Here is a 24,107-nt window from a genome sequence, read left to right as displayed (position 1 = left end):
ATTATTCTGCCAGCAGGGGCGTAGCATAAATTTCCGTGCTGAAAACTCGGCCATGAGGTTTTTTTAATCTTTGTTTGCCGTTTCTCACCCCGGTTGTAAATCCCGGATAGCTGTATTGACGTTTGCCTGTTCTGTTGACAGATTGTAGGGCGTGAGGGTCATTTTACGGACAATCTGTACTGCAACTCAGTCTCCCTTGCGAAAGGAATCCCCAGCCTCACAATTAACGATCGGACCGGGCAAAAAATAAAAAAGGTCTGACGGATAACACAACACCTATCACATTGGAGCAGAAGAATGAGTATTTCCTTGAAGAAGTCAGGGATGCTGAAGTTTGGGCTGAGCCTGGTGGCGATGACCGTTGCAGCAAGCGTACAGGCCAAAACCCTGGTTTACTGTTCAGAAGGCTCGCCTGAAGGCTTTAACCCACAGCTCTTCACCTCTGGCACCACCTATGACGCAAGTTCTGTGCCTATTTATAACCGCCTGGTGGAATTCAAAACCGGCACCACGGAAATTATTCCGGGGCTCGCGGAAAAATGGGACGTCAGCGAAGATGGTAAAACCTATACTTTCCATCTGCGCAAAGGCGTGAAATGGCAGGACAATAAAGAATTTAAACCGACGCGCGAATTTAACGCCGATGACGTCGTGTTCTCTTTTGATCGTCAGAAAAACGCGCAAAACCCGTACCATAAAGTCTCGGGCGGCAGCTACGAATATTTCGAAGGCATGGGCCTGCCGACCCTGATTAGCGAAGTGAAAAAAGTCGACGACAATACGGTCCAGTTCGTACTGACTCGTCCGGAAGCGCCGTTCCTCGCGGATATGGCGATGGACTTCGCGTCGATCCTCTCCAAAGAATATGCCGACAATATGCTGAAAGCGGGCACCCCGGAGAAAGTCGACCTGAACCCGATCGGCACCGGTCCGTTCCAGCTTCTGCAATACCAGAAAGACTCCCGTATTCTCTATAAAGCGTTCCCGGGCTTCTGGGGCACCAAGCCGAAGATTGACCGCCTGGTCTTCTCCATTACCCCGGATGCGTCCGTGCGTTACGCCAAGCTTCAGAAAAACGAGTGCCAGGTCATGCCGTACCCGAACCCGGCAGACATCGCGCGTATGAAGCAGGATAAAAGCATCAACCTGATGGAGCAGGCCGGTCTGAACGTGGGCTACCTCTCTTTCAATACCGAGAAGAAGCCGTTTGACGACGTGAAAGTGCGTCAGGCGCTGACTTACGCGGTAAACAAAGAATCCATCATCAAAGCGGTTTACCAGGGCGCGGGCGTTGCCGCGAAAAACCTGATCCCGCCGACCATGTGGGGCTATAACGACGACGTGAAGGATTACACCTATGACGTCGAGAAAGCCAAAGCGCTGCTCAAAGAAGCGGGCCAGGATAAAGGCTTCACCGTTGAGCTGTGGGCGATGCCGGTACAGCGTCCGTATAACCCGAACGCGCGCCGTATGGCCGAAATGATCCAGGCTGACTGGGCGAAAATCGGCGTTCAGGCGAAAATCGTGACCTACGAGTGGGGCGAGTATCTCAAGCGCGCCAAAGCGGGCGAACACCAGGCCGTGATGATGGGCTGGACCGGCGACAACGGGGATCCGGATAACTTCTTCGCGACCCTGTTCAGCTGCGACGCGGCGAAAGATGGCTCCAACTACTCTCGCTGGTGCTACAAGCCGTTTGAAGATCTGATCCAGCCGGCGCGCGCCACCGAAGACCACAACAAACGTATCGAGCTCTACAAACAGGCTCAGGTCGTGATGCACGATCAGGCGCCAGCGCTTATCGTCGCGCACTCCACTGTGTATGAGCCGGTGCGTAAAGAGGTCAAAGGTTACGTGGTCGATCCGCTGGGCAAACACCACTTCGAAAACGTCTCCGTTGAATAATTAAAACCATCAGGGGCGCGCAAGCGCCCCGTGCCCGGCGACGCTGCGCTTATCTCGGTCTACACTTTCAGGCCGGGTAAGCGTAGCGCCCCCGGCAGCAGTGCTTTATTCCCTCACTGAAAACCGAGGGAATGAGATTTGTGAGCAATACAGACCACATCCCCTGGTTGTGCGTCACTACAGAGAATCCGGGTTATGTTGCAGTTCATCCTCCGACGTCTGGGGCTTGTTATCCCGACGTTTATCGGTATCACCCTTCTCACTTTTGCCTTCGTCCATATGATCCCCGGCGACCCGGTGATGATCATGGCGGGCGAACGTGGTATTTCCCCTGAGCGTCACGCGCAGCTGCTGGCCGAGCTTGGTCTCGATAAGCCGCTGTGGGAGCAGTATCTCCACTACATCTGGGGCGTACTGCATGGCGATTTAGGGATCTCGCTGAAAAGCCGCCTCCCGGTCTGGGAAGAGTTCGTGCCTCGCTTTAAAGCGACGCTGGAACTGGGCATCTGCGCGATGATTTTTGCCGTCGCCGTGGGTATTCCGGTGGGCGTACTGGCCGCGGTGAAGCGCGGTTCCATCTTCGATCACACCGCGGTAGGCCTGGCGCTGACCGGTTACTCCATGCCTATCTTCTGGTGGGGCATGATGCTGATTATGCTGGTCTCGGTGCAGTGGAACCTGACGCCGGTGTCCGGGCGCGTCAGCGATATGGTGTTCCTTGACGACACCAACCCGCTGACCGGCTTTATGCTCATCGACACCGCCATCTGGGGCGAAGAGGGCAACTTTATCGACGCGCTGGCGCATATGATCCTGCCTGCCGTGGTGCTCGGCACCATTCCGCTGGCGGTTATCGTGCGTATGACCCGCTCCGCGATGCTGGAAGTGCTTGGCGAAGATTACATCCGCACCGCGCGCGCCAAGGGCCTGACCCGTATGCGCGTCATCATCATTCACGCGCTGCGCAACGCCATGCTGCCGGTCGTGACGGTGATCGGGTTGCAGGTGGGCACGCTGCTGGCGGGCGCCATCCTGACGGAAACCATCTTCTCCTGGCCGGGGCTCGGCCGCTGGCTGATTGACGCGCTGCAACGCCGCGATTATCCCGTGGTGCAGGGCGGCGTGCTGCTGGTGGCGACGATGATTATCCTCGTCAACCTGCTGGTCGATCTGCTCTATGGCGTGGTGAACCCGCGTATTCGTCATAAGAAATAAGGGGCCATCATGACGCAAATGACTGAAAACAAAGTGGTGGCCGCACCGGTGCCGATGACGCCGATGCAGGAGTTCTGGCACTACTTCAAACGTAACAAAGGCGCAGTGGTCGGCCTGGTCTATGTGGTGGTGATGATTATCATCGCCGTGTTTGCGAACGTTATCGCGCCGCATAACCCGGCGGACCAGTTCCGCGACGCGCTGCTGGCTCCGCCGGTCTGGCAGGATGGCGGCAGCTGGGCGCATATTCTCGGCACCGACGACGTGGGCCGCGATGTGATGTCGCGCCTGATGTACGGCGCGCGCCTGTCGCTGCTGGTCGGCTGTCTGGTGGTGGTGCTGTCGCTGGTGATGGGCATTGTGCTCGGCCTGGTGGCGGGCTATTTCGGCGGTATCGTCGATACTATCATCATGCGCGTGGTCGACATCATGCTGGCGCTGCCGAGCCTGCTGCTGGCGCTGGTGCTGGTGGCGATTTTCGGCCCGTCCATCGTTAACGCTTCGCTGGCGCTTACCTTCGTGGCGCTGCCGCACTACGTGCGCTTAACCCGCGCGGCGGTGCTGGTGGAAGTGAGCCGCGATTACGTCACCGCCTCGCGCGTGGCGGGCGCGGGCGCGATGCGCCAGATGTTCGTGAATATTTTCCCTAACTGCCTTGCGCCGCTGATTGTTCAGGCGTCGCTGGGTTTCTCGAATGCCATTCTCGATATGGCCGCACTGGGCTTTCTCGGCATGGGTGCGCAGCCGCCGACACCGGAGTGGGGCACCATGCTCTCCGACGTGTTGCAGTTCGCGCAAAGTGCCTGGTGGGTCGTGACCTTCCCGGGTCTCGCAATCCTGCTGACGGTGCTGGCATTTAACCTGATGGGTGACGGCCTGCGTGACGCGCTCGACCCCAAACTCAAGCAGTAAAGAGGCACGAGATGGCGTTACTGAATGTAGATAAATTATCGGTGCACTTCGGCGACGAAGGCACCCCGTTCCGCGCCGTAGACCGCGTGAGCTACAGCGTGAATCAGGGCGAAGTGGTCGGCATCGTGGGCGAATCGGGCTCCGGCAAATCGGTCAGCTCGCTGGCTATCATGGGCCTTATCGATTTCCCTGGCCGCGTGATGGCGGACAAACTGGAATTCAACGGTCAGGATTTACAGCGCATCTCGGAAAAAGATCGCCGTAACCTGGTCGGCGCCGAAGTGGCGATGATATTCCAGGATCCGATGACCAGCCTGAACCCCTGCTACACCGTGGGTTTCCAGATTATGGAAGCCATCAAAGTGCACCAGGGCGGCAATAAAAAGACCCGCCGCCAGCGCGCGATTGACCTGCTCAATCTGGTCGGTATTCCTGACCCGGCGTCGCGTCTTGACGTTTACCCGCACCAGCTGTCGGGCGGTATGAGCCAGCGCGTAATGATTGCGATGGCGATCGCCTGTCGTCCGAAGCTGCTGATTGCCGATGAACCGACGACCGCGCTGGATGTGACTATCCAGGCGCAGATCATCGAACTGCTGCTGGAGCTGCAGCAAAAAGAGAACATGGCGCTGATCCTCATCACCCATGACCTCGCGCTGGTGGCCGAAGCGGCGCACAAAATCATCGTGATGTACGCAGGCCAGGTGGTGGAAACCGGCGAAGCGCGGGATATCTTCCGTGCGCCGCGCCACCCCTATACGCAGGCGCTGCTGCGCGCGCTGCCGGAGTTTGCGCAGGATAAAGCGCGTCTGGCGTCGCTGCCGGGCGTCGTGCCGGGGAAATATGACCGCCCGACCGGCTGTCTGCTTAACCCGCGCTGCCCCTACGCCACCGAGCGCTGCCGCGCAGAAGAACCGGCATTAAACCTGGTGGACAATGGTCGCCAGTCGAAATGCCACTATCCCCTCGATGATGCCGGGAGGCCAACCAATTATGAGCACGCATGAGGCCACCACGCAGCAACCGCTGTTGCAGGCTATCGACCTGAAAAAACATTACCCGGTGAAGAAAGGTCTCTTCGCGCCGGAACGTCTGGTAAAAGCGCTGGACGGCGTCACCTTTACGCTTGAGCGCGGCAAAACGCTGGCGGTGGTGGGCGAGTCCGGCTGCGGGAAATCCACGCTCGGTCGTCTGCTTACCATGATAGAAACGCCGACCGGCGGCGAGCTCTATTATCAGGGCCAGGATCTGCTGAAACCGGACGTAACGGCGGAGAAACTGCGCCGCCAGAAAATCCAGATCGTGTTCCAGAACCCGTATGGTTCCCTGAACCCGCGTAAAAAGGTGGGGCAAATCCTTGAGGAGCCGCTGCTTATTAACACTTCGCTCAGCAAAGAGGCGCGTCGTGAAAAAGCGCTGGCGATGATGGCGAAAGTGGGGCTTAAAACCGAGCATTATGACCGCTATCCGCATATGTTCTCCGGCGGCCAGCGTCAGCGTATCGCTATCGCGCGCGGGCTGATGCTCGACCCGGACGTGGTGATTGCCGACGAACCGGTGTCGGCGCTCGACGTTTCGGTGCGCGCGCAGGTGCTGAACCTGATGATGGATTTGCAGCAGGAGCTGGGGCTCTCTTATGTGTTTATCTCCCACGATTTGTCCGTGGTGGAGCACATCGCCGATGAAGTGATGGTGATGTATCTCGGCCGCTGCGTGGAGAAGGGCACGAAAGATCAGATTTTCTCGAACCCGCGTCATCCGTACACTCAGGCGCTGCTCTCGGCGACGCCGCGCCTGAACCCGGACGACCGCCGCGAGCGCATCAAGCTCACCGGCGAGCTGCCAAGCCCGCTGAATCCGCCGCCGGGGTGCGCCTTTAGCGCCCGCTGCCGTCGCCGTTTCGGGCCGTGCACGCAGATCCAGCCGCAGCTGAAGGAATACAACGGTCAGCTGGTCGCCTGTTTCGCCGTCGATCAGGACGAAACCGGCGAGCCGCGTATTCCGTAACCCGCGCGCAAAATAAAAAGCCGACGCATGCGTCGGCTTTTTTATGGGCATCGTTGGCGGAACGGTGGATGCGCTCCGCTTATCGACCCTACATTGATAACTCACGTAGGGCGGGTAAGCCTGCGCGCCCGCCACGTTACACATTTCACACCCGCTTATTGCGGGTACGGCACCCAATCGCCGCCGCTTAAGCGCACCCAGGGTTTGCCCTGATACTGCACCACCACGGCGTTGGCGTTCTCGGACACCGGGGCGCTCTGCGGCAGATTGCTGGTCAGCTTCTGCCAGTCCACGTTATCGGCCACGAAGTCTTTGCCATCCAGCATCCGCACCACCAGCTCGGAAATCGCGAGGAAACTGCTCGGCTGATCGATCTCAATGGCCGGGCCCTGATGCGGCGCTTTCATGCCGATAAACTTAATGCCGACCGGCACATGCGTGATGGCCGGGCTCGGGATATCGCGCAGGCCGGAAACCTGCATCTTATCGCCCTGCAGCGCCGCGCCGTGCTCCGGCACCACGACTACCATCACTTTGCGATTCTCTTTCTCAAGCTGCGTCAGGAACGCATCCAGCTCGTCAAACAGTTTCTGCGCGCGCGCTTTGTAATCGGCGGTTTTGCTGTTGCCCGGATAGTGGTTGCCGTCATGCAGCGGCAGCAGGTTAAAGAACGTGGCGCTGCGATCGCCGCTGCCTTCGCCCTTCACGGTCTGCTGCCAGCGCTCAAGCACCGCAGCGTCGTCGTAGACCGGCGAGCCGTCGAACGACAGCAGATTCACCGGCAGCCCCGACTGATCCATCAGCGGCTCCTGCATATTGCCGTTTTCACGCACTTCTTTCAGGAAGTTACCGAACACGCCGTTATGGTCCATCATCAGGTGGCGCTTAAAGCCGAGCTTCGCCAGATTATCGAACAGATAACACTGCTCACCGGCGGGCTGATACAGATTTTTATGCGACGGCTGACCGCAGCTGGCGCGCAGCAGACGGATAGCCGCCGGGCCGCTGTAGGACGTGCCGGAGTTAAAATTCTTAAACACGATGTCGAAATGCGACCACAGCGGGTGCGACATCAGGCCGGTGGCTTCTACATCGGTCCACGCCAGCGAACAGATGTTAATCACCAGCAGGTCAAATGGCTGGGCGTCGGCTGGCAGGCTCGACGGGAATGTCGTCTGGCGTTTGGCTTCGCTGGTATAGAAGCTGTTCAGCCAGTCGTTAATGCTCTGGGTGCTCGCAGGCGCGGTTTGCAGCGGAATATCGCCCGCCACCACGTTATTGGCGGCGGTGGCGACCGTCGGCGCCGCGCCGCCGCCCGTGGTGGTCACGGTAGCGGGCGCGGTATCCCCGGCAGGCCACAGCGAGACCATCGGGCCGGTTACCGTCAGCACGTTAAGCCAGACCATAATCGCCACCACAAACACCGTCACCCGCACCCACTGGGAAAGGAACATCCAGGCGACCAGCAGCACAAAGGCGGCACCGATCATCTGCCAGTTAATAAAGCGCGTCACCAGGTCCAGCACGTAGTCGGTGCTAAAGCCCGCCACCTGCGAGCCCTGGCTCATAATGCTTTGCGGGCCCGGCAGCCAGGTGTCGTGCCAGAACAGGCCGATACCGATCGGAATGGCGACCCAATGGCGCAGACGATGCAGGCGCAGATGCGGGATCGGGAACAGCAGGAACGCCATAAACACCAGGTTGGCGAGCGGATGGAAATTCAAATAGCCCGTCCAGAGCAGGCCGAATTTCAGCAAAAAATAGTAGTTCCAGCCGGAAAGGCCGCGCCAGTTTTGCCAGCCCGAGCGGGCAAGGGGAGCGGAGTGAACGTGATTAGTCATGTTTTAAGTTTGCCTTGACGGTAGAGCGGCGGCGCAACGTACCAGCGGGTTTAACAAATCGGGGGCGAAACAGCAGCGGACGCAGCGTTTTCATCATACGGCGTTTCCCCACGCACAGCGCATACCCCAGAGGGATAAAGACCAGCGCGCACAGCACGATGAGCTGAAGAATATCGGTAATCGACATCATACGGCGCGCTCCTCGTTTAGCAGCGTAACGGGCGTCGGTGTGTGGCGCGTGGGCGTTTTCGGCGCGTCGGCCAGAAGCGCGGCGGTCTGGCTCGCCTGACGCGTCATCGCAAGCGGCGCGGCCCACTGTTCCGGGCGCATCGCGCTCATCTGGACTATCTCCGCCGCTATCTGTTTATCTTCATGCCAGACCATACGGTTGGAAAACAGCTCGCTTATCGGCAGCGGGAAAATATGGCTCAGCGCGGTATCAAGATCGGTAATCCGGCAGAAGGAGAGAAACAGCACCAGCCGGTTTTCGCCGAGCGTGACGATATCGCCCATGCGCCCCGGACGACAGAGCGTCAGCGCCTGCTCGACGCGAATGCCCGGCACCGGGCGCAGCGCTACCAGAATGCCTTTGTTGTCCTGCGGGATAAGCAGGTTGTTCATCAGCGCGCCGACGGCGTTGCAGAAGAGATCCCACGGCTGATAGCCGCGCATTTTCAGCGGCTGCATCGCCTCCAGCAGCATATTCACATCTTCCGGCACAAAGCGGGTGAACTGCTGGTTCTGCACGCTTTCAATCAGCGTCAGGCAGCGGGAGAGCGGGGCGTTCCACGGGATAACCATATTCGCGCCGCAGCCCAGCAGGAGCCGTTCGTCGGTGGCGCGCACGCTGGCTTTGTTTTCACGCACGATGATTTTCAGCGCGCTGCCGCGCTGGCGGCGTAGCGCGTGTACGTGACGCGCCAGCCCTTCAATCTGATTGTTTTGCGACAGCGAGAAAATCACCGTCGCGGCCTGCGCCTGGCGGGCCTCGTTAAACAGCGCGTCGTTGCTCTCAAACAGCGTCCAGTTCTCGGAAAGCGGCGGCGCGCCTTCCAGTACGGCGATATGGCTCAGCACGCGGCGTTCGTCGCTGCGCGACTGCAACGACACTTCCTGACGCGGCACCAGCGCCAGGCGGTCATTGATCAACGTTACCTGCAGCTGCTGGCGCGCGCTCACGCCTTTATCGTTAAACCAGAACGCCACGTCATACAGCCAGGCGTCGCCCTGGTAGCGCAGCGTGGCAAGACCAGAAAGGTGCTGGTATTCACTCATCAGCATCGACGTTTGCCGATCGGCCTGCGCGCCGGAATTAATAATCAGCAATGTGCAGTGATGTTCCTGCGCCCAGCTTTGGCTTTTTCTTATCCAGGCTTTAATATGAGCGGGCGCGACATCCTGCCAGGCGTTTTCCGCGCACAGCAGCACAATCAAATAGTTTTCCGGTTCAAAACTGCAAAGCAGATCGTGATGCAGACGATGAAACGCCTTATGACTATTCGGCATTGTAAACAGGCGGACTTCATCGGGGCCTTCCGGCGCGGACGGCAGTGGCGCAATAACGCTTTCCGGCGCGGCGTTCATCGTAATAACGGCCACTTTCGCCTGCGGCGTTTGCGCAAGAAGTGTTTGATTAACGAACGTTATTGCGTCGCTATGGCGATCGCAATTTATCCAGCCCAGGCCGTCAGCGGAAATATGACGCAGCTCATCCCATAGCGAATCAATGCCAATTGAAAAAACAAGAGCCATGGCGCCCTCAATATATAAAGAGTATGACTGTCAGTTTACTAGCGAAAGCCAGGAAATAAACCTAACATTGAAATTAAAGAACATGATCATTAGCATGCAAGCCGGGATTGCGCACATTGGCTGTTTTCGTTGGCTGGCTTTAGTGATATTGCTCTAAGGAAAAATAGAATATATGCCTGAGAATGACGCTAAGGCTGAACGCCAGCCCGATCATGGCTACACCTTCCAGAACGATTTTGAAGCACTCAGCCGGGTGTTTTCACTTCCAGATCTCGACTACACCGATATTTCTCAACGTGAACAACTCGCGACGGCGATTGCGCGCTGGCCGCTGCTGGCGGAATTAGCGCGCCGTGATTCAGGAGCGCAAGAAGGATGACCGTTCTGGCATTACAGGGCGTACGGGGCGGCGTGGGCACCACCTCTTTAACGGCGGCGCTCGGGTGGGCGCTGCATCAGTTGGGTGAATCGGTGCTGGTGATTGACGCCTCGCCGGATAACCTGCTGCGGCTCTCGTTTAATATCGATTTCGACCATCCTGACGGCTGGGCGCGTGCGCTGCTCGACAATAAACCCTGGCAGTCCACCGCCTGGCGTTACGCGCCGGGTCTCGATGTGCTGCCCTATGGCGCGCTGCATCAGGCGGAGTGGGAAAACCGCGGCGCGCTGACGGCGTCGCTCGGCGTCTTCGCCAGCCATCTGCAGCATCTCAAGGCGAGCGGCCACTGGCGCTGGATCTTGCTCGATTTGCCGTGCGGCTTCGACGTCGTCACCCGCAGCCTGTTGCAGGTCGCCGATCGCACGTTCTGCGTCGTCCAGCCCGACGCCAACTGCCATTCGCGCTTACATCAGCAGGCGCTGCCCAACGGCTGCGATCTGCTGGCGAATTTTCGGCTGATTTCAAGCCAGGTGCAGAACGACATCTGGCAGCTCTGGCTGCAGACGCAGCGCCATCTGGTGCCGGTCGCGATACACCGCGACGAGGCGATGATGGAGAGCTTCGCCGCCAAACAGCCGGTGGGTGAATACCGTCCGGATTCACTGGTGGCGGAAGAGATAGTCACGCTGGCGAACTGGTGTCTGCTGCATTACGGGAGAGACGGGGCATGATAAGCATCTCCGCCCTGCTGCTTGCGCCGCCAGCGCGCGCGCGGCTGCGCGAGCGTTATTTGACGTACCGACGCAACGGCGCGCCGCCTTTCAGCGCGGCGCTGGGCTGCGTGTGGCTGACGCTCGCCTGGCTGCTGTTGCCGCTGGAAAACCCGCACTGGCAGGCGATCCGCGCGCAACATAGCCTGCTGTTTCCTCATATCAACCCCGACCGCCCGCGTCCGCTGGATGTGGTGCGCTATCTGCTGCAGGGCGCATGGCTGCTGACGCTCCAGCCCTGGCGCGCCGTCGCCGCGCCGCGCTGGCGGGCGGTCTCGAAGCTTCAGATCTGGCGCGAGCGGTTTAACCTCTGGCTGGAGACGCTCCCGCAGCGCTTTAGTGACGAGACCGACCATCTCAACGACGAAAAAGAGCTGGGCCATATTAACGAGGGCCTGCGCCGCGTCGTGCTGGGCATCGTGGTCTTTTTCTCGCTGGTGCTGGCCATCCTGTGCGTGACGCAGCCGTTTAACCCGCTGTCGCAGTTTATCTTCCTGATGCTGCTGTGGGGCGTGGCGCTGCTGGTGCGCCGTCTGCCGGGCCGGTTCTCGGCGCTGATGCTGATTGTGCTGTCGCTCACCGTCTCGTGCCGCTACATCTGGTGGCGCTACACGTCCACGCTCAACTGGAACGATCCGGTCAGCCTCGTGTGCGGCCTGGTGCTGCTGGTGGCGGAAACCTATGCGTGGGTGGTGCTGGTGCTCGGCTACTTCCAGGTTATCTGGCCGCTGAATCGCCAGCCGGTGCCGCTGCCCAAAGATCTCAACACCTGGCCTTCCGTGGATATTTTCGTGCCGACCTATAACGAAGATCTGCACGTTGTGAAAAACACGATTTACGCCTCGCTCGGCATGGACTGGCCGAAAGACAAGCTGACTATCTGGATCCTCGACGACGGTGGCCGCGAGGAGTTTCGCCGCTTCGCCGAATCGGTCGGCGTGCAGTATGTCGCCCGCACGACGCACGAGCACGCCAAAGCGGGCAACATCAACAACGCGCTGAAGCTTGCGAAGGGCGATTTCGTCTCGATTTTCGACTGCGACCACGTGCCGACGCGCTCGTTCCTGCAAATGACGGTGGGCTGGTTCCTGAAAGACAAAAAGCTCGCGATGATGCAGACGCCGCACCACTTCTTCTCGCCGGACCCGTTCGAGCGCAACCTCGGGCGTTTTCGTAAAACGCCGAATGAAGGGACGCTGTTCTACGGTCTGGTGCAGGATGGCAACGACATGTGGGACGCGACGTTTTTCTGCGGCTCGTGCGCCGTGATCCGCCGCGGCCCGCTTGATGAAATCGGCGGCATCGCGGTCGAAACCGTGACCGAGGACGCCCATACCTCGCTGCGCCTGCACCGGCGCGGCTACACCTCCGCCTATATGCGTATTCCGCAGGCGGCGGGGCTTGCGACGGAAAGCCTTTCGGCGCATATCGGGCAGCGTATCCGCTGGGCGCGCGGCATGGTGCAGATTTTCCGCCTCGACAACCCGCTGTTTGGCAAGGGGCTGAAGCTCGGACAGCGTTTGTGCTACGTCAACGCCATGCTGCACTTCCTCTCCGGCGTGCCGCGGCTAATCTTCCTCACCGCGCCGCTGGCGTTTCTGCTGCTGCACGCTTACATCATCTACGCTCCGGCGCTGATGATCGCGCTGTTCGTGTTGCCGCATATGGCCCATGCGAGCCTGACTAACTCCAAAATCCAGGGCAAATATCGCCACTCGTTCTGGAGCGAAATCTACGAAACGGTGCTCGCCTGGTACATCACGCGACCCACGATGGTGGCGCTCTTCAACCCGCACAAGGGCAAGTTTAACGTCACCGCGAAAGGCGGCCTGGTGGAAGAAGAGTATGTCGACTGGGTGATTTCGCGCCCGTACCTGATGCTGGTGCTGATTAACCTCTTTGGCGTACTGGTCGGCATCTGGCGCTATTTCTACGGCCCGGCGAATGAAATGCTCACGGTGATCGTCAGTATCGTCTGGGTCTTCTATAACCTGATTATCCTCGGCGGCGCGGTGGCGGTGTCGGTGGAGAGCAAACAGGTGCGTCGCTCTCACCGCGTGGAGATGGTGATGCCTGCGGCCATCGCCCGCGAAGACGGTCATCTGTTCTCCTGTACGGTACAGGACTACTCCGACGGCGGCCTCGGCATCAAAGTCCATGGCGGCGCGCAGCTGTTGCAGGGCCAGAAAGTGAACCTGCTGATGAAGCGCGGCGCGCAGGAGTATGTGTTCCCGGCGAAAGTCGTGCGCGTTTTTGGCGATGAAGTCGGCCTTAATCTCGACGGCCTCACGACCCGCCAGCATATCGATTTCGTCCAGTGCACCTTTGCGCGCGCCGATACCTGGGCGCTCTGGCAGGACAGTTTCCCGGAAGACAAACCGCTGGAAAGCATGCTCGATATCCTCAAGCTCGGCTTCCGGGGCTATCGACACCTGGCGGAATTCGCGCCAGCGTCATTAAAAATTGTCTTTCGCACCCTTACCACGCTGGTTTCCTGGATAGTGTCGTTTATCCCCCGTCGTCCGGAGCGGACGTCGCTGGGGGAGCGTGCGCTCCCGGTTATGGCTCAACAATGATGAATATGCGATGAAAAGAAAACTCTCCTGGATGTGCGCGGCAGCAGTAGGAATGAGCCTGTTGCCTGTAGCGTACGGCGCGCCTGAAGCCACCACCAATCCAAACGCCACCGCCGCGCCGACGGCGCCGGTCGTCGCCCCGGCCACCGAGGGCGTGATGACCGCGACACCCGCGCGTACCGAGGCGTTAACGCCAGCCACGCCGCCTGCGGCAGGCACCGAGCCTGCGCCCGCGACCGAAGGCGCGGTGCTCGGCCAGGTGATGCCGGGCGTACAGGGCGCCGGGTCGCCGGTGGTGCAGGATGGCGCGCCCGCGCGCGACGTCACGCTGAGTTTTGCGAGCATCGCGCCGCCGCCGGGCAGCATGGTCCTCAAAGGCACCAGCCCGGACGGCTTTGTCGAGTTCGGCATGCGCAGCGACGAGGTGATTTCGAAAGCGACGCTGAATCTGACGTACACCCCGTCGCCGTCGCTGCTGCCGGTGCAGTCGCAGCTCAAGGTCTATCTGAACGATGAGCTGATGGACGTGCTGCCGGTCACTAAAGAGCAGCTCGGCAAGAAAACCACCGCCCAGGTGCCTATCGACCCGCTCTACGTCAGCGATTTCAACCGCGTGCGTCTGGAGTTTGTCGGCCACTACCGCGACGTGTGTGAAAACCAGGCCAGCAATACGCTGTGGATGGATATCGGACGCAACAGTGCGCTGAACCTGACGTTCCAGACGCTGCAACTGCAAAACGACCTGTCGCACTTCCCGGTGCCGTTCTTTGATTCACGCGATAACCGTCCGCTGGAGCTGCCGATGGTGTTCGCCGCATCGCCGGATCTCGTTACCCAGCAGGCGGCGAGCATCGTCTCCTCCTGGTTTGGCTCCCGCTCCGGCTGGCGCGGCCAGCGTTTCCCGGTGCTGTATAACCAGCTTCCGACTCGTCACGCCGTCGTGTTCGCCACCAACGATAAACGCCCTGATTTCCTGCGCGACCTGCCGCCCGCGAAAGGCCCGATGGTGCGCATGATGAGCCATCCGCAAAACCCGTGGGTGAAGCTGCTGGTGATTGAAGGCCGTGACGATAACGATCTGTTGCAGGCCGCCAAAGGCATCGCGCAGGGCAGCCTGCTGTTCCGCGGCGACAGCGTCGAGGTGGGTGAGGTGAAACCGCTGCTGGCGCGCCAGCCTTACGACGCGCCGAACTGGGTACGCACCGACCGCGCCGTCACCTTCGGCGAGCTGAAAAACTATGAAGAGCAGTTGCAGGCGACCGGCCTTGAGCCGAACCCGATCAACCTGACGCTTAACCTGCCGCCGGACCTCTACCTGCTGCGCAGCAACGGCATCGATATGCGCCTGAACTACCGTTATACGGCACCCGCCACGCGCGATAACTCGCGGATGGATATCAGCCTGAACAATCAGTTCCTGCAATCCTTCAATCTGGTGCCGAAAGACGATACTAACCGTCTGCTGCTTCGCCTGCCGCTGCTGCAAGGGCTGCTGGACGGCAAGAGCGAAGTGACATTGCCGACGCTGCGTCTCGGCGCGGCGAACCAGCTGCGTTTTGATTTTGAATACATGAACCCGCTACCGGGCGGCACGCTGGAAAACTGCGTCACCTTCCAGACGGTGCCGAACCGCGTTGTGGTGGGCGATGACTCCACGCTCGATTTCTCGAACTATCACCACTTTATCGCGATGCCGGATCTGCGCTCCTTTGCGAACGCGGGCTTCCCGTACAGCCGCATGGCGGATCTCTCCGACACGCTGATTGTGATGCCGAAACAGCCGAACCCGGCGCAGCTCACCACGCTGCTGAGCACGGCGGGGACTATCGGCGCGCAGACCGGCTTCCCGGCGGTGAATCTGACGATCACCGATGATGGTAGCCAGATGCAAAACAAGGACGCCGATATTCTGGTGATCGGCGCGCTGCCGGATTCCCTGAAAGATGAAAAACGCATCGACATGCTGGTGCAGGCTACCGAAAGCTGGGTGAAAACCCCGTCGCGCGACGTCACGCTCACCGATACCGACGCCCGCGACCGACAGCCGCAGACGCAAACTGAAGTGCGCTCTTCCGGGCCGATGGCCGCCGTAGTGGGCTTCCAGTCGCCGTATCACGACCAGCGCAGCGTCGTGGCGCTGCTGGCTGACAGCCCGCGCGGTTATGAACTGCTGAACGATGCGCTCAACGACAGCGGTAAACGCGCCGCCATGTACGGCTCGGTGGTCATTGTGCGTGAATCGGGCGTCAACAGCCTGCGCGTGGGCGACGTCTATTACGTCGGCCATCTGCCGTGGTTCGAGCGCATCTGGTATGCGCTGGCCAATCACCCGATCCTGCTGGCGATTTTCGCCGCCATCAGCGTGGTATTGCTGGCCTGGGTGCTGTGGCGTCTGCTGCGTATCCTGAGCCGTCGTCGTCTTGATCCGGGTAATCATGGGTAACGTGTTATGAAAAATCTTTGCAGATGGCTGGCGGCGGGCGTGTTGCTGGCAACGGTTTCAGCCCATGCCGCCTGTAGCTGGCCCGACTGGGAGCGCTTCAAAGGCGGCTACATCAGCGAAGAGGGGCGCGTGATTGACCCGAGCGATCCGCGCAAAATTACGACGTCCGAAGGGCAGAGCTACGCGCTGTTCTTCGCCCTCGCGGCCAATGACCGCGAGGCGTTCGACAAAATCCTGCTGTGGACTGAAAACAACCTCGCCGACGGCTCGCTGAAAAACACGCTGCCCGCCTGGCTGTGGGGCATGAAAGGGCCGGACGAATGGACGGCGCTCGACACCAACTCCGCCTCAGACGCCGATTTATGGATAGCCTGGAGCCTGCTGGAGGCGGGGCGTCTGTGGAAAGAGCCGCGCTACAGCGACACCGGCAAAGCGCTGCTCGACCGTATCGCCAAAGAAGAAGTGGTCACCGTGCCGGCGCTTGGCGACATGCTGCTGCCGGGCAAGGTGAGCTTCGCCGAGCCGACGCTCTGGCGCTTTAACCCCAGTTATCTGCCGCCGCAGCTGGCCCGCTATTTCACCCGTTACGGCAAACCCTGGACGACCCTGCGCGAGACCAACCTGCGTCTGCTGCTGGAAACCGCCCCGCAGGGTTTTTCGCCGGACTGGGTGAGCTATGAGGCCGGTAAAGGCTGGCTGCTGAATCCCCCGAAGCCGCAAAAGCCGCTGATGAGCAGTTATGACGCGATTCGCGTATATCTCTGGGTAGGTATGATGAACCCGGCGGATGAACAGCAGGCGCCGCTACTCAAACGGCTCAGCGCAATGGAAGCCGCGACGCAGAAAGCGGGCCTGCCGCCGGAGAAAGCGCGCGTGATTGATGGAAAAACCCAGGGCAACGGGCCGGTGGGCTTCTCCGCCGCGCTGCTGCCATTCCTGCAAAACCGTGACACTCAGGCGTTGCAGCGCCAGCGCGTGGTGGATAACTACCCGCAGCAGGACGCCTATTACAGCTATGTATTAACCCTGTTCGGCCAGGGATGGGATCAACACCGTTTTCGCTTCACCGTCGACGGTGAGCTGCAACCCGCCTGGGGAGAGTCATGCACAAGTTCGCGTTAAGTATCACCGCTCTGGCGCTCGGCGTGGCCCTTTCTGGACAGGCGCAGGCACAGGCGGACGCCAGGCAGCAGTTGCTCGAACAGGTGCGGCTTGGCGAATCCGCTAAACGTGACGACCTGGTGCGCCAGTCGCTCTATCGGCTGGAGCTCATCAGCCCCGACGACCCGGACGTGATCGCCGCACGGATGCGTTATCTGCTGCGCCAGGGCGATAACACCGGCGCGCAGGAGCAGTTCGCGCGCCTTGGCAAACTTGCGCCGCAGTCGCCCGCCTATCAGCAGGCGCGGATCACGCTTGCGCTCTCCTCGCCGGAAGGACGCCAGCAGTTGCAGCAGGCGCGTCTCCTCGGCACCACCGGGCATACTCAGGAGGCGCTGGCGGCGTATCAGAAACTCTTTAACGGCGCGCCGCCGGACGGCGATCTGGCTATCGAATACTGGGCGCTGGTGGCGAAGGATCCGGCGCGGCGCGACGAGGCTATCCGCCAGATGCAGGCGCTGAACGCCCGCGCGCCGGGCAACGATCAGCTGCGTACCCAGCTCGCGCTCCAGCTCTTTTCCGCCAACCGCCAGCAGGAGGGCTTCAGCATTCTGGAGCAGATGGCGAAATCGGGCGGCGGGCGCGAAACGGCGGCGGATCTCTGGTATCAACAAATTCAGGGCATGCCCGCGAGCGATGACAGCGTCGCCGCGTTGGAGCGCTTCTTACAGGTGTTCAGCAGCGGCGAAACCGCGGATAAAGCCAAAGGACTGCTGGCGGAGCAGCAAAGCAAGCTCGCCGACCCGGCATACCGCGCCAGAATGCAGGGCATCGCCAAAGTGGAAGAAGGCCAGGGCGGCCGGGCGGTGGCGGATCTGAGTCGCGCGGTACAGGCGAACCCGAACGACAGCGAAGCGCTGGGCGCGCTCGCCCAGGCGTATTCCCAGCAGGGCAACCGCGCGCGCGCCGTGCCGCTGCTGGAGCAGGCGCTGAAGCAGGATCCGAACAGCCCCAACAGCGGCCGCTGGCAGAGCCTGTTGCAGGTCAACCGCTACTGGCTGTTAATACAGCAGGGCGACGCGGCGCTGAAGGCCAATAATCTGGCGCAGGCGCAGCAGAAATATCAGCAGGCCGCGACGGTGGACAACACCGACAGCTACGCGGTGCTGGGGCTTGGCGACGTCGCGGTAGCCCGCAAAGACGACGCGCAGGCCGAGCGTTATTACCGCCAGGCGCTGCGCATGGATAACACCAACAGCAACGCGATCCGCGGGTTGGCGAATCTCTATCGTCGGCAGTCACCGGAGCGAGCCGATGCCTTTATCGCCACGCTCTCCGCGAGCCAGCGGCGCAGCATTGAGGATATCGAGCGCAGCCTGACGAACGATCGTCTGGCGCAGCAGGCCGGCGCGCTGGAAAGCAAGGGACGCTTCGCCGAGGCCGCGGCGCTGCAGCGCCAGCGCCTGGCGCTCGACCCGGAAAGCGTCTGGATTACTTACCGGCTGGCAAGCGATCTGGCCGCCGCCGGACAGCGCCGCGAGGCCGATATGCTGCTGGGGCAACTGGCCCAGCGCAGGTCGACCGATCCTGAGCAGGTCTACGCTTACGGGCTCTATCTTTCCGGCAGCGAACGCGAGCGCGCCGCGCTCACGCATCTCAATACGTTGCCGCGTGATAAATGGACGCCGAACATTCTCGAACTGGCGCAGCGGTTGCAGACCAATGAACTGATGGCGACCGCCAACCGCCTGCGTGACAACGGTCAGGAGGCGCAGGCCGTTGCGCTGTTGCGCCAGCAGCCCGCTTCCGATCGTATCGATTTAACGCTCGCGGACTGGGCGCAGCAGCGCGGTGATAACGCGGCGGCGCGCGCGCAGTATCAGGCGGTGCTGGCGCGTACGCCGGGCAGCGAAGAGGCGCGGCTCGGGCTTGCCGAAGCGCTGATCGCCGACGGCGACAACGCGGCGGCCCGTGAACAGCTCGCCGCGTTGACAACGTCTGCTGCCAATGGCGAACCGCGCTCGCCCGGCACGCAGCGCCGCCTTGCCAACGCCCAGGCGGCGCTTGGCGACACCGCGCGCGCGCAACAGGCTTTCGCCGTGCTTGCCGCCACTGCCAGAACGCAGCCGCCGTCGCAGGAGACCGCGCTGGTGCTGCGCGACGCGGCCCGCTTCCAGCGCCAGAACGGCGAACCGCAGCAGGCGTTGCAGACGTATCGCGACGCGATGGTGGCCTCGGCCATCACCCCGACGCGGCCTGTCGATAACGATACCTTCACGCGCCTCACCCGCAACGACGCGAGCGACGACTGGCTGAAACGCAGCGTGCGCGGCGACGCGGCGGATCTGTACCGTCAGCAGGATTTAAACGTGACGCTCCAGCATGACTACTGGGGCTCCAGCGGCACAGCGGGCTATTCGGATCTGAAAGCGAACACCACCATGTTGCAGGTGGACGCGCCGCTGCGCGACGGACGTCTGTTCCTGCGTACCGATGCGGTGAATATGAATCCGGGCAGCTTCAGCGACAGTCCCTATAAGGAAAACTGGGGCACCTGTACGACCACCTTCTGTTCCGGCAATGGCAAACAGCGCGCCTCCGGCGTGAGCGTGGCGGCAGGCTGGCAGAATGAGACCTGGGATGTGGATCTCGGCACCACGCCTATAGGGTTTGACGTGGTCGATATCGTGGGCGGCGTCAGCTACAGCAGCGATCTCGGCCCGATTGGCTATACAGTTAACGCCCACCGCAGGCCGATTTCCAGCTCCATGCTGGCCTTTGCCGGACAGCGTGACGCGCCGTCCAACACCGGCACCACCTGGGGCGGCGTGCGCGCCACGGGCGGCGGGGCGAGCATCAGCTACGATCGCGGCGAGGCGCACGGCGTCTGGGCCAGCCTGAACGCCGATCAGCTCACCGGGAAAAACGTCGCCGACAACTGGCGCGTCCGCTGGATGAGCGGCTATTACTACAAGCTGATTAACGAAAATAATCAGCGCCTCACCATTGGGCTCAACAACATGGTGTGGCACTATGAGAAAGATTTGAGCGGTTACTCTTTAGGCCAGGGCGGCTACTACAGCCCGCAGGAGTACGTCTCGTTCGCGGTGCCGGTGGCGTGGCGAATGAGAACCGAAAACTGGTCCTGGGAGCTTGGCGCGTCGGGCTCGTGGTCGCACTCCCGCACGCAGGCGCAGCGCCGCTATCCGCTGTCGGGCCTGATCCCGCCGTCGGAGATAAACCCGGATAATTCAGCGTTAAGCCGTTATGCCGATAAAAATGAGCCGGGAGAGGGTGGCAGCAGCAACGGCTGGGGCTATACGGCCAACGCGCTGATTGAGCGTCGCATCACCTCCAACTGGTCGGTTGGCGCGGCAGTCGATATTCAGCAGGCGAAGGATTACACGCCGAGCAATTTCTCGCTGTTTATCCGCTACTCGCAGGCTGGCTGGCAGGGTGACATGGATATGCCGCCGCGGACGCTGACGCCATACGCCGACAGGTAACGAGAATAATACCCGTTCGGCCCGGCCGCGCGGTTAAATTCCACAACAATGCAGTATACTTCCGCCCGCAATGATAATTATGAGTGATTATCATGCGGGCAGTGGCATCAGTGGAGAATCAAGTTGCGAGTCAGTCGTTCCCTAACGATTAAACAGATGGCGATGGTTTCGGCCGTTTCCGTCTTTTTTCTTTTTATTTTCAGCGTCGTTTTGCTGTTTCATTTCGTGCAGTCGCACCGCTACCACACCGCCATGCAGATGGAGAGCATCGCCCGCTCGGTGCGCCAGCCGCTTTCCGCCGCGATCCTGAAGGCGAATATCCCGGAGGCGGAGGCTATCCTTCGCGACATCAAACCCGCAGGCGTGATAAGCCGCGCCGACGTGGTGTTGCCCAATCAGTTCCAGGCGTTGCGCATGCGCTTTATGCCCGAACGTCCCATTCCGGTGACGCTGGCCCGTGTTTTTGAGCTGCCGGTGCAGATAAGCCTGCCGCTCTATTCGCTGGAGCGGCCCGCTAATCCGCAGCCGCTGGCGTATCTGGTACTCCAGGCCGACTCCTGGCGCATGTACCGTTTTATCATTAACGCCATCTCGACGCTGCTGACGACATTCCTGCTGCTGGCGCTGATCCTCTCTGTGGCCATCACCTGGTGCATTAACCGGCTGATCCTGCATCCGCTGCGCGACATCACACGTACGCTGAACGCGCTCGACGCGCACGAACTGGCGCATCATCAGCTCGCCATTCCGCGTCTGCATCAGGACGATGAAATCGGCATGCTGGTGCGCAGCTACAACCGCAACCAGCAGGCACTGGCGCGTCAGTTTGACGAGGCGCGCTCCCGCGCCACGCGCTTCCCGAAGACCGGCCTGCCCAACCAGGCGCTGCTGATGGCGCTGCTGGAGCACGCCGTGGCGACGGGCGGCGCGACTGCGCTGCTGTATGTGGCCTGCGAACCGCTGTCCGACGTGGACGACACGCAGCGCGACGCGCTGGCGCTGGCGCGCGTCGAGAAGCTGCGCTCGGCGCTGACGCCGCGCATGGTGCTGACGCAGGTTAGCCAGGACGATTTCGCGATTATCGCCCACGGCGTGAAGACGCCGGAGCATGCGGTCACGCTGACGCAACAGCTGCTGGCCGCGCTTCAGGAGCCGCTGGAGGCGCCTACCGACGCCCACGCGGGCGCAGCCAGCATCGGCGTGGCGATGTTCGATGGTCGCCAGAATGCCTCAGCGCTTTACCAGAGCGCGGTGTCCGCCGCGCTCGATGCACGGCGCCGCGGCGTCAATCAGGTCGCGTTCTTCGGCGAAAACGCGGAAAACGCACAGGTAAGCGCCATTCAGAATGCGCTGGCGCGCCGCCAGTATGCCGTCTGGCTGCAACCACAGGTAGATATGCGCACCGGCGAGATTGTCGGCGCGGAGGCGCTGCTGCGCGAGCGCCAGCCGGATGGCGACTGGACGCTGCCCGCCGGGCTTATCGAGAATATCGAGTCGAGCGGGCTTATCGTCACCGTTGGCGACTGGGTGCTGGAAGAAGCGTGCCAGCTGCTGGCGCGCTGGCAGGCGCACGGCATTACGCTGCCGCTGTCGGTCAATGTCTCGTCGCTCCAGCTCTTAAACCGCGATCTGGTGCAGACGATGCTGCAACGCCTGACGCGTTACGCCATCGCGCCCGGTACGCTGACCCTTGAGATGACGGAAAGCCAGCGCATCGCAGATACCGGCGCGGCCATCGCCATTCTGCGCCCGCTGCGCGAGGCGGGCGTGCGCATCGCGCTGGATGATTTCGGTACGGGCTATGCGAGCTTAAGCCAGCTTCAGCAGATGAAAGCGCTGCCGGTCGACAGCCTGAAAATCGACAAGAGCTTTGTTGATGCGCTGCCGGACGATAACAGCGTGGTGTCGGCCATTATCAGCATGGCGAAAAACCTCAACCTCGAACTGGTGGCGGAAGGCATTCAGAACGAGGCGCAGCGCGACTGGCTGTTGAACGCGGGCGTGACGGTGGGTCAGGGCTTTTTGTTCGGCAAAGCGGCGACGCCCGCCGCCTTTGAAGACGCCTGGCTCGCAAAACCGTAATGCCGCTGCAAAGGGTGTAAGTGTGACGGAGCTGACGCGTTTCAGCTCTTAAAATTTAACATTTATGTTTCCAATTTGATGCTTCGATATATCTGACATGTTTTACGGGTGTTACTTTTAGCGCTACAGGCGGGATTTTCACACACAATTCCTGTGGTTATTACCTTCAAGGACACCCCTATGAAACTCTCTATCTTCAAGAGCCTTTATTTTCAGGTGCTGACCGCGATAGCGATCGGGATCTTGCTCGGTCACTTCTACCCGGAGCTGGGCGCGCAGATGAAACCGCTCGGCGACGGCTTCGTAAAGCTGATTAAAATGATTATCGCGCCGGTAATTTTCTGCACCGTCGTGACCGGCATTGCGGGTATGGAAAGCATGAAGGCGGTGGGGCGCACGGGCGCGGTCGCGCTACTCTATTTTGAAATTGTCAGTACTGTGGCGCTGATTATCGGCCTGATTATCGTTAACCTGGTGCAGCCGGGCGCCGGGATGAACGTCGACCCCGCCACCCTCGACGCCAAAGCCGTCGCGGTCTATGCCGAGCAGGCGCAGCAGCAGGGCGTTGTCGCCTTCCTGCTGGATGTGATCCCCTCAAGCGTTATCGGCGCGTTCGCCAGCGGTAATATTCTCCAGGTGCTGCTGTTCGCCGTGCTGTTCGGCTTCGCGCTGCACCGTCTGGGCCGCAACGGCCAGCTGATTTTCAACGTCATCGAAAGCTTCTCGCAGGTGATTTTCGGCATCATCAATATGATCATGCGTCTTGCGCCTATCGGGGCGTTCGGCGCGATGGCGTTTACCATCGGTAAATATGGCGTCGGCACGCTGGTACAGCTCGGCCAGCTGATCATCTGCTTCTACATCACCTGTATCCTGTTCGTGGTCGTCGTGCTGGGCAGCATCGCGCGCGCCACCGGCTTTAACATCTTCAAGTTCATCCGCTATATCAAAGAAGAGCTGCTGATCGTGCTCGGAACGTCGTCGTCGGAGTCGGCGCTGCCGCGTATGCTCGACAAGATGGAAAAGCTCGGCTGCCGCAAATCGGTGGTGGGGCTGGTTATCCCGACCGGCTACTCGTTTAACCTCGACGGCACATCGATTTACCTGACGATGGCGGCGGTGTTCATCGCCCAGGCGACCAACAGCCATATGGATATTTTCCATCAAATAACGCTGCTGGTGGTCTTGTTGCTCTCGTCGAAAGGCGCGGCGGGCGTGACGGGCAGCGGCTTTATCGTGCTGGCAGCCACGATTTCTGCGGTCGGCCACCTGCCTGTGGCGGGGCTTGCGCTGATCCTCGGCATCGACCGCTTTATGTCTGAAGCGCGCGCGTTAACCAACCTGGTGGGCAACGGCGTGGCAACCGTGGTGGTCGCGAAATGGGTCAAAGAGCTTGATGAAAATCAGCTGCGTGAAACCCTGAATAACAAGAATTCTGGCTCTAAATCGCCGCAAATCTCCTCCTGATCTCACTCTTTAGCCCGCCGCCGCTTGCTCTGGCGGCGGGTGCCTGCGCATAATTAACGTTTATTTCCCTCTATTGCGCGACATTTCCGCATTTTTGCGGTCTAACGAAAAGTTTAAGCGCTATCTTTGGCGGCAGGCCGCAGCAGCTTTT

16 protein-coding genes are annotated in these 24,107 nt (G+C 60.6%); 13 read left to right on the top strand and 3 right to left on the bottom strand.

Features of this window, described 5'->3' with window-relative positions; all coding sequences use genetic code 11:
• Positions 1-297: 297 nt before the first annotated feature.
• The 5 genes from dppA to dppF all read left to right on the top strand — a co-directional run bounded on the left by dppA (position 298) and on the right by dppF (position 6,039).
• On the top strand, positions 298-1,905 hold the full coding sequence (gene dppA, locus AFK67_RS19780; RefSeq protein ID WP_032991303.1) for a dipeptide ABC transporter periplasmic-binding protein DppA: 1,608 nt from the start codon (positions 298-300) through the stop codon (positions 1,903-1,905).
• Positions 1,906-2,100: 195 nt separating this feature from the next.
• A complete protein-coding gene (gene dppB, locus AFK67_RS19775; RefSeq protein ID WP_007724059.1) occupies positions 2,101-3,120 on the top strand; it encodes a dipeptide ABC transporter permease DppB in 1,020 nt (339 codons plus the stop codon).
• Positions 3,121-3,129: 9 nt separating this feature from the next.
• A complete protein-coding gene (gene dppC / locus AFK67_RS19770) occupies positions 3,130-4,032 on the top strand; it encodes a dipeptide ABC transporter permease DppC (protein ID WP_007724063.1) in 903 nt (300 codons plus the stop codon).
• Between the two features lie 11 nt (positions 4,033-4,043).
• Positions 4,044-5,039 (top strand): dipeptide ABC transporter ATP-binding protein, encoded by a 996-nt coding sequence (gene dppD, locus AFK67_RS19765; protein WP_007703029.1) that lies wholly within the window; start codon positions 4,044-4,046, stop codon positions 5,037-5,039.
• A complete protein-coding gene (gene dppF / locus AFK67_RS19760; protein ID WP_032967332.1) occupies positions 5,026-6,039 on the top strand; it encodes a dipeptide ABC transporter ATP-binding subunit DppF in 1,014 nt (337 codons plus the stop codon). The genes dppD and dppF overlap by 14 nt, the downstream gene beginning before the upstream one ends.
• Positions 6,040-6,194: 155 nt before the next feature.
• Here the strand turns inward: dppF and bcsG are convergent, their stop codons facing one another.
• From bcsG to bcsE, 3 genes are read right to left on the bottom strand one after another with little or no spacing between them, the layout of a single operon-like run.
• Positions 6,195-7,880 carry a cellulose biosynthesis protein BcsG gene (gene bcsG / locus AFK67_RS19755; protein WP_007724070.1) on the bottom strand — a complete coding sequence of 562 codons (1,686 nt, stop codon included), beginning with the start codon at positions 7,878-7,880 and terminating at the stop codon, positions 6,195-6,197.
• Positions 7,873-8,070 carry a cellulose biosynthesis protein BcsF gene (gene bcsF / locus AFK67_RS19750; RefSeq protein WP_007724072.1) on the bottom strand — a complete coding sequence of 66 codons (198 nt, stop codon included), beginning with the start codon at positions 8,068-8,070 and terminating at the stop codon, positions 7,873-7,875. Before bcsF ends, bcsG begins: the two co-directional genes overlap by 8 nt.
• Positions 8,067-9,632, bottom strand: coding sequence for a cellulose biosynthesis protein BcsE (gene bcsE / locus AFK67_RS19745; RefSeq protein WP_007724074.1), 1,566 nt, complete (start codon positions 9,630-9,632; stop codon positions 8,067-8,069). Before bcsE ends, bcsF begins: the two co-directional genes overlap by 4 nt.
• Before the next feature lie 172 nt (positions 9,633-9,804).
• On the opposite strand from bcsE, the gene bcsR reads away from it, so the two are divergent.
• From bcsR to AFK67_RS19705, 8 genes are all read left to right on the top strand, one after another.
• A complete protein-coding gene (gene bcsR, locus AFK67_RS19740) occupies positions 9,805-10,011 on the top strand; it encodes a cellulose biosynthesis protein BcsR (RefSeq protein WP_007724084.1) in 207 nt (68 codons plus the stop codon).
• Positions 10,008-10,742: a cellulose biosynthesis protein BcsQ gene (gene bcsQ, locus AFK67_RS19735; RefSeq protein ID WP_007724088.1), complete on the top strand. Its 735-nt coding sequence runs from the start codon at positions 10,008-10,010 to the stop codon at positions 10,740-10,742. The genes bcsR and bcsQ overlap by 4 nt, the downstream gene beginning before the upstream one ends.
• Positions 10,739-13,357, top strand: coding sequence for a UDP-forming cellulose synthase catalytic subunit (gene bcsA / locus AFK67_RS19730; RefSeq protein ID WP_007724090.1), 2,619 nt, complete (start codon positions 10,739-10,741; stop codon positions 13,355-13,357). Before bcsQ ends, bcsA begins: the two co-directional genes overlap by 4 nt.
• Positions 13,358-13,367: 10 nt before the next feature.
• Positions 13,368-15,800 (top strand): cellulose biosynthesis cyclic di-GMP-binding regulatory protein BcsB, encoded by a 2,433-nt coding sequence (gene bcsB / locus AFK67_RS19725; RefSeq protein ID WP_007724092.1) that lies wholly within the window; start codon positions 13,368-13,370, stop codon positions 15,798-15,800.
• A 6-nt stretch (positions 15,801-15,806) separates the two neighbouring features.
• Entirely contained in the window at positions 15,807-16,922 is a 1,116-nt protein-coding gene (gene bcsZ, locus AFK67_RS19720; RefSeq protein ID WP_007724094.1) for a cellulose synthase complex periplasmic endoglucanase BcsZ, read from the top strand.
• Complete coding sequence (bcsC, locus tag AFK67_RS19715; RefSeq protein WP_007724103.1) at positions 16,904-20,407, top strand: cellulose synthase complex outer membrane protein BcsC; 3,504 nt, start codon at positions 16,904-16,906, stop codon at positions 20,405-20,407. The genes bcsZ and bcsC overlap by 19 nt, the downstream gene beginning before the upstream one ends.
• A 123-nt stretch (positions 20,408-20,530) precedes the next feature.
• A complete protein-coding gene (locus tag AFK67_RS19710; protein WP_032967333.1) occupies positions 20,531-22,489 on the top strand; it encodes a sensor domain-containing phosphodiesterase in 1,959 nt (652 codons plus the stop codon).
• Positions 22,490-22,669: 180 nt separating this feature from the next.
• Positions 22,670-23,956 carry a dicarboxylate/amino acid:cation symporter gene (locus AFK67_RS19705; RefSeq protein ID WP_007724109.1) on the top strand — a complete coding sequence of 429 codons (1,287 nt, stop codon included), beginning with the start codon at positions 22,670-22,672 and terminating at the stop codon, positions 23,954-23,956.
• Positions 23,957-24,107 lie beyond the last annotated feature (151 nt).

It is taken from the genome of Cronobacter dublinensis subsp. dublinensis LMG 23823 (genome assembly GCF_001277235.1).
GTDB classification, from domain to species: Bacteria; Pseudomonadota; Gammaproteobacteria; order Enterobacterales; family Enterobacteriaceae; genus Cronobacter; species Cronobacter dublinensis.
Note: the sequence above shows the minus strand (reverse complement) of the source record. Positions and strands in the feature narration are given on the sequence as shown.

Excerpts from the sequence above, each read along its gene's own strand:
- dppA (WP_032991303.1), top strand. The coding sequence starts at position 298 with ATGAGTATTTCCTTGAAGAAGTCAGGGATGCTGAAGTTTGGGCTGAGC.
- dppB (WP_007724059.1), top strand. The coding sequence starts at position 2,101 with ATGTTGCAGTTCATCCTCCGACGTCTGGGGCTTGTTATCCCGACGTTT.
- dppC (WP_007724063.1), top strand. The coding sequence starts at position 3,130 with ATGACGCAAATGACTGAAAACAAAGTGGTGGCCGCACCGGTGCCGATG.
- dppD (WP_007703029.1), top strand. The coding sequence starts at position 4,044 with ATGGCGTTACTGAATGTAGATAAATTATCGGTGCACTTCGGCGACGAA.
- dppF (WP_032967332.1), top strand. The coding sequence starts at position 5,026 with ATGAGCACGCATGAGGCCACCACGCAGCAACCGCTGTTGCAGGCTATC.
- bcsG (WP_007724070.1), bottom strand. The coding sequence starts at position 7,880 with ATGACTAATCACGTTCACTCCGCTCCCCTTGCCCGCTCGGGCTGGCAA.
- bcsF (WP_007724072.1), bottom strand. The coding sequence starts at position 8,070 with ATGATGTCGATTACCGATATTCTTCAGCTCATCGTGCTGTGCGCGCTG.
- bcsE (WP_007724074.1), bottom strand. The coding sequence starts at position 9,632 with ATGGCTCTTGTTTTTTCAATTGGCATTGATTCGCTATGGGATGAGCTG.
- bcsR (WP_007724084.1), top strand. The coding sequence starts at position 9,805 with ATGCCTGAGAATGACGCTAAGGCTGAACGCCAGCCCGATCATGGCTAC.
- bcsQ (WP_007724088.1), top strand. The coding sequence starts at position 10,008 with ATGACCGTTCTGGCATTACAGGGCGTACGGGGCGGCGTGGGCACCACC.
- bcsA (WP_007724090.1), top strand. The coding sequence starts at position 10,739 with ATGATAAGCATCTCCGCCCTGCTGCTTGCGCCGCCAGCGCGCGCGCGG.
- bcsB (WP_007724092.1), top strand. The coding sequence starts at position 13,368 with ATGAAAAGAAAACTCTCCTGGATGTGCGCGGCAGCAGTAGGAATGAGC.
- bcsZ (WP_007724094.1), top strand. The coding sequence starts at position 15,807 with ATGAAAAATCTTTGCAGATGGCTGGCGGCGGGCGTGTTGCTGGCAACG.
- bcsC (WP_007724103.1), top strand. The coding sequence starts at position 16,904 with ATGCACAAGTTCGCGTTAAGTATCACCGCTCTGGCGCTCGGCGTGGCC.
- AFK67_RS19705 (WP_007724109.1), top strand. The coding sequence starts at position 22,670 with ATGAAACTCTCTATCTTCAAGAGCCTTTATTTTCAGGTGCTGACCGCG.